The sequence below is a fragment of the Hominenteromicrobium sp. genome (assembly GCF_046974225.1).
Taxonomy (GTDB): domain Bacteria; phylum Bacillota; class Clostridia; order Oscillospirales; family Acutalibacteraceae; genus Hominenteromicrobium; species Hominenteromicrobium mulieris.
Map to the genome: position 1 here is coordinate 23,654 of NZ_JBKWAE010000005.1, position 13,472 is coordinate 37,125.

General features: G+C 54.2%; 12 protein-coding genes. 9 read left to right on the forward strand and 3 right to left on the reverse strand.

Features of this window, described 5'->3' with window-relative positions; all coding sequences use genetic code 11:
• Positions 1-6 precede the first annotated feature (6 nt).
• Genes ACLTX1_RS05245 through ACLTX1_RS05260 form a run of 4 tightly spaced genes read left to right on the forward strand, consistent with a single transcriptional unit; the run spans position 7 to position 4,672 of the window.
• Positions 7-1,152 (forward strand): cysteine desulfurase family protein, encoded by a 1,146-nt coding sequence (locus ACLTX1_RS05245; protein WP_412330569.1) that lies wholly within the window; start codon positions 7-9, stop codon positions 1,150-1,152.
• Between the two features lie 32 nt (positions 1,153-1,184).
• Positions 1,185-2,351, forward strand: coding sequence for a tRNA uracil 4-sulfurtransferase ThiI (gene thiI, locus ACLTX1_RS05250; RefSeq protein WP_412330570.1), 1,167 nt, complete (start codon positions 1,185-1,187; stop codon positions 2,349-2,351).
• Positions 2,352-2,368: 17 nt separating this feature from the next.
• Positions 2,369-3,622: a competence/damage-inducible protein A gene (locus ACLTX1_RS05255; protein WP_412330571.1), complete on the forward strand. Its 1,254-nt coding sequence runs from the start codon at positions 2,369-2,371 to the stop codon at positions 3,620-3,622.
• A 3-nt stretch (positions 3,623-3,625) separates the two neighbouring features.
• Complete coding sequence (locus ACLTX1_RS05260; RefSeq protein ID WP_395506687.1) at positions 3,626-4,672, forward strand: class B sortase; 1,047 nt, start codon at positions 3,626-3,628, stop codon at positions 4,670-4,672.
• A gap of 78 nt (positions 4,673-4,750) precedes the next feature.
• On the opposite strand, the gene ACLTX1_RS05265 is transcribed toward ACLTX1_RS05260, so the two are convergent.
• The gene (locus tag ACLTX1_RS05265) at positions 4,751-6,631 is read right to left on the reverse strand and encodes a heavy metal translocating P-type ATPase (protein ID WP_395506686.1); all 1,881 of its coding nucleotides are present in this window, start codon (positions 6,629-6,631) and stop codon (positions 4,751-4,753) included.
• 122 nt (positions 6,632-6,753) lie between these two features.
• On the reverse strand, positions 6,754-6,972 hold the full coding sequence (locus ACLTX1_RS05270; RefSeq protein WP_176821090.1) for a cation transporter: 219 nt from the start codon (positions 6,970-6,972) through the stop codon (positions 6,754-6,756).
• 177 nt (positions 6,973-7,149) lie between these two features.
• Between ACLTX1_RS05270 and ACLTX1_RS05275 the strand changes: the two genes are divergently transcribed.
• The 3 genes from ACLTX1_RS05275 to ACLTX1_RS05285 all read left to right on the forward strand — a co-directional run bounded on the left by ACLTX1_RS05275 (position 7,150) and on the right by ACLTX1_RS05285 (position 9,796).
• Positions 7,150-7,959: a metalloregulator ArsR/SmtB family transcription factor gene (locus ACLTX1_RS05275; RefSeq protein ID WP_412330572.1), complete on the forward strand. Its 810-nt coding sequence runs from the start codon at positions 7,150-7,152 to the stop codon at positions 7,957-7,959.
• Between the two features lie 84 nt (positions 7,960-8,043).
• Complete coding sequence (locus tag ACLTX1_RS05280; RefSeq protein WP_412330573.1) at positions 8,044-8,283, forward strand: hypothetical protein; 240 nt, start codon at positions 8,044-8,046, stop codon at positions 8,281-8,283.
• A gap of 112 nt (positions 8,284-8,395) precedes the next feature.
• Entirely contained in the window at positions 8,396-9,796 is a 1,401-nt protein-coding gene (locus ACLTX1_RS05285) for an MATE family efflux transporter (RefSeq protein ID WP_412330574.1), read from the forward strand.
• 108 nt (positions 9,797-9,904) lie between these two features.
• Here the strand turns inward: ACLTX1_RS05285 and ACLTX1_RS05290 are convergent, their stop codons facing one another.
• Positions 9,905-10,564, reverse strand: coding sequence for an HAD family hydrolase (locus tag ACLTX1_RS05290; protein WP_412263264.1), 660 nt, complete (start codon positions 10,562-10,564; stop codon positions 9,905-9,907).
• Positions 10,565-10,813: 249 nt separating this feature from the next.
• Between ACLTX1_RS05290 and ACLTX1_RS05295 the strand changes: the two genes are divergently transcribed.
• A complete protein-coding gene (locus ACLTX1_RS05295) occupies positions 10,814-11,398 on the forward strand; it encodes an ECF transporter S component (RefSeq protein WP_176819542.1) in 585 nt (194 codons plus the stop codon).
• A gap of 210 nt (positions 11,399-11,608) precedes the next feature.
• The gene (locus tag ACLTX1_RS05300; RefSeq protein WP_412330575.1) at positions 11,609-13,054 is read left to right on the forward strand and encodes a S1C family serine protease; all 1,446 of its coding nucleotides are present in this window, start codon (positions 11,609-11,611) and stop codon (positions 13,052-13,054) included.
• Positions 13,055-13,472: the final 418 nt, after the last annotated feature.

Consider the following 13,472-nt stretch of genomic DNA (forward strand, 5'->3'; position numbering starts at 1 on the left):
GGGATAATGATGGATACGACACAGGAAATTTATTTGGACAACAGCGCGACGACGCGCGTTTCAAAAGAGGCGGCGGAAAAGGCGCTTTACATGATGACGGAATGCTACGGCAACCCCTCTTCACTGCACAGCAAGGGCTTTGCGGCGGAAAAGGAGATGACTGCGGCGCGGGAGATCATCGCCGAGAGACTTTCGGCGCAGCCGGGGGAGATTTATTTCACGTCCGGCGGCACAGAAAGCGACAACATTGCGATTTTGGGTGCGGCGCACACGAAAAAGCGCGCGGGCAACAAGATTGTGACGACGGCGATCGAGCATCCGGCGGTGCTCAATACGATGGCACAGCTTGAAAAAGAGGGCTTTGAGGTTGTGTATGTGCAGCCGGAGGCGGACGGAAATATTCCGAAAGAGAAATTTGACGCGGCCATTGATGCGAAGACGATTTTGGTCAGCGTGATGGCGGTGAATAACGAAACAGGCGTTTTGCTGCCGTTGAAAGACATTGCGGGCATGATCAAGAGGAAAAAGGCCCCGGCGCTGTTTCACACGGACGCGGTGCAGGGCTTCTGCAAAATTCCGCTCCAGCCGAAAAAGCTCGGTGTTGACCTCATCAGTGTTTCGGGCCACAAGGTGCATGCGCCGAAGGGCGTGGGTGCGCTGTACGTGAAAAGCGGCGTGCGCATTTTGCCGCACAGCTTCGGCGGCGGGCAAGAGAAAAATCTGCGCCCCGGCACCGAGGGCGTGCCGCAAATTTGTGCGTTCGGCGAAGCGGTGAAGCACATGATGACGGAAAAAGAGGCGCTCACACACGTAAAAGCGGTGCAGGCGCATTTGATTGAACGGCTGAAATCGATGCCGGAGGTTGTTTTGAACTCGCCCGAAAACGCGCTGCCGTATATTGTGAATCTTTCGGCGGGGCGCGTGCGTGCGGAGACGATGCTGCACTTTTTGGCGGAGCGAAACATTTTTGTTTCAAGCGGTTCCGCGTGCGGCAAGGCAAAACCGAGCCACGTTCTGAGCGCGATGCAGCTGCCGAAGGAGCGCATTGAAACATCGCTGCGCATAAGCCTTTCGACAGAAAACACAGCAGAAGAAATGGACGCGTTTGCGGACGCCTTGAAAGAGGGCCTCCAAACGCTTTCGCACGCGTAAGCGTGAGTTTATAGACGGAAAGGAATTTTGTCATGCAGGAAGTGATTCTGGTCAAGCTCGGCGAGATCGTCTTAAAGGGATTGAATCGCCGCACGTTTGAAGACCGGCTGTTAAAGAACATTCGCCGCCGCATTGCGCGCGCAGGCAACTTTGAGGTGTACTCCATGCAGTCCACCATTTACATTGAACCGAAGGACGAGGACGCGGACATTGACGAGGCCGAGGAGCGCATCTCGAAGATTTTCGGCGTCATCGGCTATGCGCGCGCTTGCGTGTGTGAAAAGGACATGGACGCCATTACAAAAATGGCGCCGGAATACCTCAATGACACACTCGCGGGCTTTAAGACGTTCAAGGTGGAATCGAAGCGTGCGGACAAGAAGTTCCCGCTCGGCTCCATGGAAATCTCCCGCGAGGTGGGCGCGGCGCTGCTGCGCGCGAACCCGCAAATTTCCGTAGACGTGCATAACCCGGAGATCACGGTGCGCGTGGAAATTCGAGAGAAAGCGGCGTATATCCACGGCGAGACGAAGCCCGGCGCGGGCGGCATTCCGGTGGGTACGGGCGGCAAGGCGGCCATTCTCATCAGCGGCGGCCTCGACAGCCCGGTGGCGGCGTGGATGATGGCAAAGCGCGGCGTGGAGCTGACGGCCATTCACTTTGCGAGCCCGCCGTACACGAGCGAGCGCGCACATGAGAAGGTGGTGGCGCTGCTGAAGAAGGTCGGCGAATACGCGGGCAGAATGGACATGATTACCGTGCCGTTCACCGAAATTCAGGAGCAAATTCGAGACAACTGCCCGGAGGAGCTTGCGACCGTGATTATGCGCCGCTTTATGATGCGGGCCGCCGAGCGCATTGCACGCGAGCGCGAATGCAGCGCACTCATCACGGGTGAGAGCCTTGGGCAGGTGGCAAGCCAGACCATTCAGGCCATCGCCTGCACGGACGCCGCGGCGAATATGCCGGTTTTCCGTCCGCTTATCGGCAGCGACAAGTCGGAAATCGTGACGCTTGCGCACCGCATTGACACGTATGATATTTCCATTGAGCCGTATGAGGACTGCTGCACGGTGTTTACGCCGAAGCACCCGCGCACCCGCCCCACTTTAAATGTGGTGGAGGCTGCGGAACAGAAGCTTGATGTGGAACAGCTTTTAAAAAATTGCCTTGAAAAGACGGAGATCCGTCATCTGTAAGAAAGGGGAGTTTTACCATGCAGGCAGAAGTATTATCGGTAGGTACAGAGCTTTTGCTCGGCCAGACCGTGAACACGGACACAACAATCGTTGCAAAGGCGCTTTCGGCGCTCGGCATTGATCTGCTCTACGCCGCCGTAGTCGGCGACAACGTGGGCAGATTGGAAAAGGCCGTTTACGACGCGCTCGACAGAAGCGATATTCTCATCACGACGGGCGGCCTTGGGCCGACGGGCGACGACCTGACGAAAGAGACCGTGGCGGCGGCTGCGGGCAAGAAGCTCGTTTTGCACGAGCAGAGCTACCAGCATTTGCTCGATTACTTTGCAAACGGCGGCATGACCGAAAACCAGATGAAGCAGGCGATGCTGCCGGAGGGCTGCACCGCGCTGAAAAACGACAACGGCACTGCGCCCGGCTGCGCGTTCCGGACGGACAAGGGCAAGATCGTCATCATGCTGCCCGGCCCGCCTTCGGAACTGACCTCGATGCTGCACAACTATGCCGTGCCGTACCTTGAGGAATTCCAGAGCGCGGTCATCGCTTCGCACAGCGTGCATGTGTACGGCAGAGGCGAAGCACCGGTGGCACAGATGATCGAAGACCTGATGGAGCAGAGCAACCCGACCGTGGCGCCGTATGCCAAGGAAGGCGAGATGTTCGTGCGCGTGACGGCGAAGGCCGCAACGAAAGAAGAAGCGGACGCGATGTGCGTGCCGGTGGTGGAAGAATTGAAGAAGCGCATCGGCAACTTCGTGTACGGTGTGGACGTGGAGACGCTGGAGGAGCTTGTGGTCAGTGAGCTTAAAAAGGCGGGCAAGAAGCTTGCGACGGCGGAATCCTGCACGGGCGGTATGCTTGCAAAGCGCATTACAGATATTCCGGGTTCCTCCGCCGTGTTTGAGACGGGCTGTGTGACGTATGCAAACTGCGTGAAGGAGCGTTTGCTCGGCGTACCGCACGAGACGCTTGTGACATACGGCGCAGTGAGCGAACAGACGGCGCGCGCGATGGCGGAAGGCATTGTGCGTGAGAGCGGTGCAGACATCGGCGTGGGTATCACGGGCATTGCGGGCCCGGACGGCGGCACAGAAGAAAAGCCGGTGGGCCTTGTGTACATTGCGTTGAGTGACGGCAAGAACACGTGGGTGGCAAAGCGCCAGCCGATGGGCAGACTGAAATCCCGCGAATGGCACCGCCACTGCGCGGCCTCCAAAGCACTCGATATGGTGCGCCGCTACCTTGCCGGTTTGCCGGTGGACGAGGCGTAACGCGTGCGGCGCAAATACCGCGAGCCGGAGCCTATGCGGCGCGTGGCGGTCTATGAAGACGAAGAAAGTATGCAGCCGAGAAAGCGGAGAATTCTGTTCCCGGTGCTCATCACGCTGTTTTCGGTGATTTTTGTCGTTTCGGCGGCGGTGCTTGTAATTGAGCTCATTGTGAACCCGTATGTGACGGATAAAAACGTAGGTGAGATTCAGAAAATCTACTCCGAAGCGGGCGACACGGAAAGCGTGGTCCCGGCGACTTCTGAAGACGACACGGCGGACAGCGAACGCATGGCAGAGCTGGAGCGCCGTTGCGAAGCTGTTTTGAAGCTGCAAAGTGTGAACAGCGACATTACGGGCTGGGTGCAGCTGGACGGCACGGACATCAATTTTCCGGTGCTGACACCGCCTGCAGGCGACCCGCAGTATTACCTTTACCGCAACTACAAAAAGGAAAGCACGAAGTACGGCAGCATCTTTTTGGACGGTATGTGCACGGTGGACTCCGATAATCAGGTTTTGCACGGGCACAGCATGCAGGACGGCAGAATGTTCTGGCAGGTGATCGGTTTTGGCAGTGCCAAGACCGTGAAAAGCTGTCCGGTATTCCGCTATGACACCGAAAAGGAAGCGGCGGAATGGAAGATTGTTTCGGTATTCAAGACGAATACATACGATAACCAAGGGGAACTGTTCAACTATCTGCGCGGCGATTTTGACTCTGCGGAAGACAAGATGCAGTTTTACTACGATGTGATGAAACGCAGCATGGTGAACACCGGCGTTGACCTGAACGAAAACGACAAAACGGTGATGCTTTCAACATGCTCGTATGAATATGAGGGCTTCCGCACGGTGATCGTGGCGCGCAAGGTGCGTGACGGCGAAGATGCGACCGTGGACACCTCAAAAATCACGGAGAACGAAAACGTGTTGTACCCGGACATTTGGTATCCCTCCGGCAAAGCGCCGGACTACTGGCCCGACTACTTTGAGGACGCTGTCCAAAACGGCATGGTGGATTGGTACACGGGCAATCTGTACAAAGATTAAAAGCTGAAACAGAAAACGAAAAACGCCCTCCCGCTTACGGAAAAACCGCAGCGGAAGGGCGTTTTGGTATGTTATCTTTTATTTTTTGTACTTCAAAGCGCGGATGGCGTTGAGAACCGCGATAATCATGACACCGACATCCGCAAAGATGGCTGCCCACATGTTCGCAAGACCGAACGCGGTGAGCGCGAGACAGCCGAACTTGACGATGAGCGAGAACACGATGTTCTGCTTGACGATGCCGATGCACTTACGGGAAATTTTGATGGCCTTTGCAATCTGCATCGGATCATCGTCCATGAGGACAACGTCTGCGGCTTCGATGGCGGCATCGCTGCCCATGGCGCCCATGGCGATGCCGATATCGGCACGGGTGAGCACCGGCGCATCGTTGATGCCGTCGCCGACGAACGCGAGGTTTGCTTTCTTCGGCTTATTCTGAATGAGCTTTTCGACTTCGTTGACCTTATCGCCCGGGAGCAGCTCGCTGCGAACTTCGTCAATGCCAAGCTCTTTGGCGACCTGATCAGCCACACGCTTGGCATCGCCTGTGAGCATGACGGTTTTTTCAACACCGGCGTGCTTCAGCTTCTGAATGGCTTCCTTGGAATGAGGCTTGATGACATCGGAGATAACGATGTGACCGGCATATTCGCCGTCGATTGACATGTGAATGATGGTGCCGACGCTGTGGCAGTCGTTATATGGAATATTGTGCAGTGCCATGAGCTTTGCGTTGCCGGCGAGGACCTCGTGCCCGTCGACCTTGGCGGTGATGCCCTTGCCGCTGACTTCTTCAATGTCCGTTACGCGGCTGCGGTCGATCTCTTTGCCGTAGGCTTTCTGCAAACTTTTGCTGATGGGGTGGGAGGAGGCGCACTCGGCGAGCGCGGCGTACTCGAGCAGCTTTGCTTCGTCCATCGTGTTGTGGTGGACGGCAGTGACCTCAAACACGCCCTGCGTGAGCGTGCCGGTTTTATCGAACACGACGATTTTTGCATCGGAGAGGGCTTCAAGATAGTTGGAGCCCTTGATGAGCACGCCCTCATGGCTTGCGCCGCCGATGCCCGCAAAGAAGCTGAGCGGGATGGAAATGACAAGTGCGCACGGGCAGCTGACAACGAGGAAGGTCAGCGCGCGGTAGATCCAATCGACCCAAGCGGCATCCATGCCGAACGCCATGCGCAGGAGCGGCACGGCAATGCCGAGCAGTACAGCGGAAATGCAGACCGCCGGGGTGTAAATTTTAGCGAAGCGGGAGATGAACGCTTCCGAACGGGACTTGCGGGAACTGGCGTTTTCAACGAGGTCGAGGATTTTGGAAACGGTGGACTCGCCGAATTCCTTTGTGGTGCGGATTTTCAGAACACCGTTTAAATTGATGCAGCCGCTGATGATCTCATCGCCCTCTTTGACATCGCGCGGGAGGCTTTCGCCGGTGAGCGCGCTGGTATTAAGGCTTGCGTTGCCGCTTTCGACTACGCCGTCGAGCGGGACTTTTTCGCCCGGCTGCACGACGATGATGCTGCCGACCGCGACTTCGTCGGGATCGACCTGTTCTAACTTGCCGTCTTTTTCAATGTTGGCGTAGTCCGGGCGGATGTCCATCAGCGCGGAGATGTTTTTGCGGCTTTTGCCGACGGCGTAGCTTTGGAACAGCTCGCCGATCTGATAGAACAGCATCACGGCGATGCCCTCAAGATAATCGCCGCTCTTTGTCCAAATGGCGAGGAAGAACGCACCGAGGGTGGCGAGCGCCATCAAAAAGTTTTCGTCGAACGCGCGGCCGTTTAGGATGCCCTTGCCGGCTTTTCTCAAAATATCGTAGCCGATGACGAGATAGGCGGCGAGGTACGCGATAAGGCGCGGAATGCCCGTGATAGGTAAGAACTGTAACACGACCAGCATCACGGCGGTGATGATGATGCGGTACAGCGTAATCTTTTGTTTCTTTTTCATGAGGATACCTCTTGTGGTTTTATATAGCAGTTAGATGATACATTACCGTGTGAAAAAGACCGACTGTACCGAGAAAGCGGAGCCGGTCATTTTTTCTGACTATACGGGTAGACCGAAGTAAATTAAAGCTCGATTTCGCAGTCCGGCTCAACCTTCTTGCAGGCCTTGAGGACATTCTTCATGACAGCTTTAGCGTCCTGACCGTCTTCAAACTCAACGATCATCTTCTGGGTCATGAAGTTTACGGTCGCATTTGCAACGCCTGCAGTTTTCTTGGTTGCCTCTTCCATCAGGTTGGCACAATTTGCGCAGTCAACTTCAATGCTGTACGTTTTTTTCATGGGGAAAACCTCCGTAAAAAATCATTTTGTTTTGAAATGTGGTGCTAACGATTAAATACTTGCTTAATCGTTACAGTTGTAGTATACTGGGGCCGGAATAAAAAATCAAGGGGTTTTCGGGTGCTGCTTCCAAACGGGCGAACGGGATTTCCGAAACGGATAAACGGAGGGCTTTTTATGGCGGATTTTGCATTGCCGCACGACCACGGCAGGCACAAGCACGACGAAGCGCTGCATAGAGAATTGATGAATACGGAACGTTTTTCGGCCGTGGCGGATGTGTTCAAGCAGCTGAGCGACCCGGTGCGCGTGCGCATTTTCTGGCTTTTGAGTCACCGGGAAGAATGCGTCATCAACATTGCGGCGATGATGGATATGTCGAGCCCGGCGGTCTCGCACCATTTGAAGTCGCTTTTAGACAGTGGGCTTATCATGAGCCGCCGCGACGGCAAGGAAGTCTACTATAAGGCGTCGGACACCGAGCAGATCGGGCTTTTGCACGAGATTGTGGAGCAGGTGATGGAGATCACCTGCCCGGAAAAGGAAGTGGACTTTCAGGCTTCGCAGGAGGAAATCATTCGGAACGTGCACAATTACCTGATCGAACACATCAGCGAGCGCATCACGATAGAAACGCTGTCGAGGGAGTTCCTCATGAACACCACGACGCTGAAAACGGTGTTCAAAAAAGTGTACGGCACGACGATTGCGGCGCACATGAAGCAGCACCGCATGGAGCTTGCGGCGGGGCTGCTGCTGAAAACGCAGAACGACATTGCGTCCGTGGCGCAGGCCGTGGGGTATGAGAGCCATAGCCGATTTACGGCGGCGTTTAAGGAGGCTTACGGCGAGCTGCCAACGGAATACAGACGGCGGCACGTGTGCGGGGCAAAGAAGCAGGCGTGTGACGCTTGTGCAAAGTGTCCAATTTGTGAGCCGGAAAATTTTGCGAAAACTGCCTTTGAAAAAATATTTTCAAAAGAGTAAAATAATAGAAAACGTGTGGCGTATGTGCGTAAATCCGGTTTGCGTATATGCGCCGCATTTATTTTGATAAGGAATGGCGAAATTATGAAACGAATTCAGTCTGCGTGTATCTGTCAAACGTTGCATTTCCAGCTTAAAGAGGGTGTGGTAAAGGATTACGCCATGCGCGCAGTACAGGAGGAAGTTGCGAATTACAAGAGCGGGTTGGAACGCAGCCACACAAAGTATAAAATCGTAGAGAAGCATAAGGGAACGGACGGCTCAATTGTGATCAAAATTATTAAGCAGTACAATTCCGCTCCGGTGGGCGACTATTTGAACTGACGGCATACAAGTTTATAGGTTTCAAAATCGAGCAGCGAGATGCGTAAGTCCGGATTTTCGGGCGGCGTATTCCGCTGCTTTGTGATTTAGATTTATATCAGGGAGTAAAGGTATGGAAGAAAACACCAACGTATTTTTGGGCACGGAGCGTGTGGGCAAGCTGATGCGCGGTTATGCAGTGCCGTGTATCATTTCGCTTCTGGTCGGCGCGCTGTATAACATTGTTGACCAGATCTTCATTGCAAACTCGGACTACCTCGGTTCTTACGGCAACGCGGCGAACACCGCTGTGTTTCCTCTGACCGTGGCGGCGCTCGCAATCGCGGTAATGGTCGGCGACGGCTGCTGCGCGTATGTGAGTATCAACCTCGGTAAAAAGGACGTGAAAACGGCGAAGAAGAGCGTAGGCAACGCCGTGGTGCTGGTTTTGCTTGCAAGCGCAGCTTTGACGGCTGTGTATTTGCTTTTGGCGGAACCGATTTTAACGATGTTTGGCGGGCGTGTGAACGTGGAGACGTTTCGTTATGCGAAGGAGTACTTTTTCTATATTGCGCTCGGCGTGCCGTTTTATATGTTCGGACAGGCGCTGAACCCAATTATCCGCGCAGACGGCAGCCCGAAATTTGCGATGGCATCGACGCTGGCGGGCGCGATGTTGAACACGATCTTAGACCCGGTGTTCATTTTTGTGTGCCGCTGGGGTATGATGGGCGCGGCGGTTGCGACGGTGCTGGGGCAGATTGTGACGGCGGTGCTTGCAATCTGGTATTTGTGCAATATGCGTGTGATTCGCCCGGGAAAGGGAGATTTTAAGCTGAGCGGCGGGCTTTGCAGGCGCATTTTGTCGCTTGGTATGACAAGCTTCCTCTCACAGATCAGCCTTGTGGCGGCAATGGCGGCCATCAACAACATGCTGCGCAAATACGGCGCACTGGACCCGATTTTCGGGCAGGCGCAGTACGCACAGATCCCGATGGCAGTGGTCGGCATTGTGATGAAGTTCTTTCAGATTGTGATTTCGATCGTTGTCGGTATGGCGGCGGGGTGCATACCGATTGTGGGCTTCAACATGGGTGCGGAGAAATTTAGGCGCGTAAATAAGCTGTTTACGATGCTGCTGATCTCGGAAGCAGCGGTGGGCGCCGTGGCGCTGATTTTGGTGGAGTTTTTCCCGCAACAGCTCATTTCGCTGTTTGGCGCGGCAAATGAAAGCGCATTTTACACGGAGTTTGCGGTGAAGGCATTCCGTATTTACCTGTGTATGATGATTCCGGCATGCGTGAACAAGGCGTGCTTTATTTTCCTGCAGGCACTTGGCAAGGCGCTGAGCTCGACGGTACTTTCCATGCTGCGCGAGGTGGTGTTCGGCGTGGGCTTTGCCATCCTGCTGCCGATTTGGTTCGGCTTGGACGGCGTTTTATACTCGATGCCGGTTTCAGACATTTTGACGTTTGTGGTTTCGGTGGTGTTAATTCTTGGGACATATCGGGAGCTAAACAGCAAAGCGCAATAAAAGAAGAAATCCTCTCCGGACGCAGCCTGGAGAGGATAAATTATATTTAGGCAAAAAGTTTTCTGAAGAAAACTTGACGAAAGACTTGTAATTGCCATTGCCGTTAGCTTAGAGGATAAGGTTTTCCAGCTCCTCTGCGTTATGGACGAGGGTATCGGCGCCGTTTTCTTCGAGCTCTTTTTCGTCCCTGAAGCCCCAGGTGACGCCGGCGGTGAAGAGGCCGGCGTTCTGCCCGGTCTGCATATCAACGCCGCTGTCGCCGACGTACAGGCATTCGGCGGGGGTGACGCCTAATTCTTCGCACAATAAAAGTGCGGCGCTGGGGTCCGGCTTTTTCGGTACGCCTTCCCTTTGTCCGTGGACGACATCAAAAAGCCCGGTGAACAGCTTTTCGGCGATATAGCACGTCATGTTATCGGGTTTGTTGGAGAGCACGGCGGCTTTGACGTTGTTTTCACGCATTTTTTGGAGCAGCTCTACGATGCCGGGGTAGGGGGTGACGTCTTTTGTGGGATCACTTTCATATAAAGCGTCATACGTTTTGCGCAGGGCTTTTACATCTTCTTCGGTGTACGTGCCCTTAGCGGCAGTGAGCATGCGGCGCATGAGAATATCTGCGCCGTTACCGACGAATGTGCGGTAGCGGTCTACGGGGAACGTTTTTAAGCGGTGCGCTTCAAGCGCGGCGTTGCCGAATCCGGCGATGGAAGTGAGCGTATTGGCCACGGTTCCGTCCATATCAAAAATAACGGCTTTTACTTTTGCCATGAATATCCCTTCTTCATATCATAGATAATCGAAAAGCGAACAACACTTTTCGCACCGCCAGTATACCGCTTTTTTGACGAAAATGCAACCGGGGCGGGCTTTTTGGGATGTGAAAAAACCATCTGACCTTAAAAATTATATTAAATCTGGACATTGCGATAATACCAGCGCGGTGCTATACTGGGTGCAATCTTCAAGGCACGGCGCACGAACGGTGCAGTCGCGCCCCAAAGCAAAGGGGTAATCAAAATGAAAAACAAGAATTCCATCTACAAGATTGTCACCGTGGGCCTTTTGGGTGCGCTGGTGTTCGTTTCCAACTACCTGAGCTTCCCGATTCCGGTGCCGGTGGGCGATATTTCCCGTATCCACCTCGGCAACGCGTTTTGCCTGCTTGCGGGCTTTGTGATGGGCCCGATCGGAGGCGGTCTGGCTTCCGGTATCGGCGCGATGCTCTACGACCTGACGAACCCGGCGTACATCGCTTCGGCTCCGTTTACGTTTGTATTTAAGTTCCTGCTGGCTGCGGTTTGCGGCCTCATCGCGCACAAGGGTAAAATCACCGGCAACATGCTGGAGGAAGACTTTACCATTACCGTACCGCGCAGCATTGTGGCGGGCATCTGCGGCAGCCTGACATACATTGTGCTGTATCTCGCAAAGTCCTACATTACGACGGTGCTTGCGGGCAGTGCGCCGGAGGCTGCGGCGATTGCGCTTGCGACGAAAGCGGCTTCGAGCACGGTGAACGCGATTCTCGCCATCATCATTTCCGTGCCGCTCTCCGCTTTGATTCGCAAGGCGCTGAAAAGTGCGCACCTGACGACAAAATAAAATCAGCGTATAAGGAAAGCCGCCGGAACACGCACCGGTGGCTTTCGTTGTTTTTGTGTGACAGAGATTTCTTGCTTTTTTCATGAAACTGTTCACTGCACTTCACATGAACTTCACAGAACTCCGAAATAATATAGATAATCCGAACGGAAAGAAAAAAGGTTGAAAAACCGTTTGGAATATGGTATCATGTGAAAGGAGTAAGGAACCATGAGTGACAATCATGAGAAATTCCAAAATGGTTTTGACCCGAACAATGGGTCTGAACCGGTGAACACCAATACTTCCGCTAATAACGCTGTAAACAGCACAAACGCCTACGGCACCTATCATAACGCACAGTATCCAACGAACAACACCCCCGCATATACGTGGAACGCACAGAGCGCTCCGCAGCAGAACGCGCCGGTGCAGCCAAACGGACAGCCTGTGTATTACGGTGTGCCTGTGCATCAGCCGCAAAAACAGCCGAAGCCCAAAAAGCACGGCTCGAAATTCGGCTTGAAGCTTTTAGCCGTTGTGCTTTGCTGTGCGATCACCTCGGTGGCGTCGCTTGGCGTATTCGTCGTGATGATTCAAAACGGCGTCATCAATGTGCAGTCTTCCGAAGCGAGCAGCAATGCTGCGTTCACAATCTCGCGCGTGGTGAACGGCGACACGAGCTCGGATACGAGCGCGAGCAGCGACGGCACGGTTTCCGCGATGAGCGACCAGGACATTGCCGCAAAGCTTACACCGTCTGTCGTGTGCATCCAGAATTATCAGGTGACACAGAATTACGGCTTTATGCAGACCGACACGTCGGACAGCAGCGTTTCCCCGGCGAGCGAAGGCTCCGGCATCATCATGAGTGAAGATGGCTATATCATCACGAATGCGCATGTTGTAGAGGGTGCGACTTCCTTGAAGGTTATGACCTCCGACGGTGAGACGTATGAAGCGCAGCTGATCGGCAGCGATACCGTGACGGACCTTGCGGTCGTAAAGATCGATGCGACGGGCTTGACGGCTGCGGAATTTGGTTCTTCCGAAGATTTGCGCGTTGCGGATAAGGTCATGGCCATCGGTAACCCGGGCGGCCACGAGCTGAGCTCCAGCGTAACGATCGGTTACGTTTCCGCTTTGAACCGCGCGATTGCCAATAACACGACCGGCTACACGATGGAATATATCCAGACCGATGCGGCGATTAACCCCGGTAACTCCGGCGGCGCACTCATCAACGAGTATGGTCAGGTCGTTGGCATCAACTCCGCGAAAATTTCCGCTACGGGCTATGAGGGCCTTGGATTTGCGATTCCGATCGATACGGCACAACCGATTATCTCCGACCTCATCCAGTACGGTTATGTGAAGGACAGAGCTGTTCTCGGTATTTCCGGTCAGTTCATCGACAGCATGACGGGCCGCTTCTACGGCTTGCCGCAGGGCGAGTATGTGGCACAGCTCAATTCGAGCGAGGCACAGGCTTCCGGCTTGCAGGTGGGCGATGTGATTACCGCTATTGACGGCCAGCAGCTGGACAGTGAATCCACATTGCGTTCCGCAATCCTCAGCAAGAAGCCGGGCGATACGGTAACACTTCAGGTGTACCGCTCTTCGACGCAGCAGTCCGCAACCGTGGAACTGAAGCTTTCCGAATACAGCGCGGGTTGATTTAATTTAGAGTACGAGTCTTTTTCATAAATCTCCTTTTTCAAGCAACGAACCCCGAGGTAACCCCTCGGGGCTCGTTGCATTTTGTCGGCTTTTGATTTTGCTGCCGTGGGTGTTTCCGGCTGTGATTGGGGGTGCGCAGTATCTCACTCTTTTTCTCGGTCAGAGGGAGTTTGAATTTTATACGAAGGCATAAAGTAACGCCGCACTCTCAATGAAAAATCGAGGGTGCGGCGTTGCTTTATTTCTAAGAATTCGCTGTGGCGAGTTCTTCAAGGAACCCCTTAATAGGGTTCCTTGCGGCAGAACAGTCCACCGGACTATTCTGCCTATCTTCCTGATTTTTGGTAGGTAAAAAGGTCTCGCCGTTTGCGAACGACGACCAGAGGCGTTGCCTTTGGAAACCACCACCTTTGAA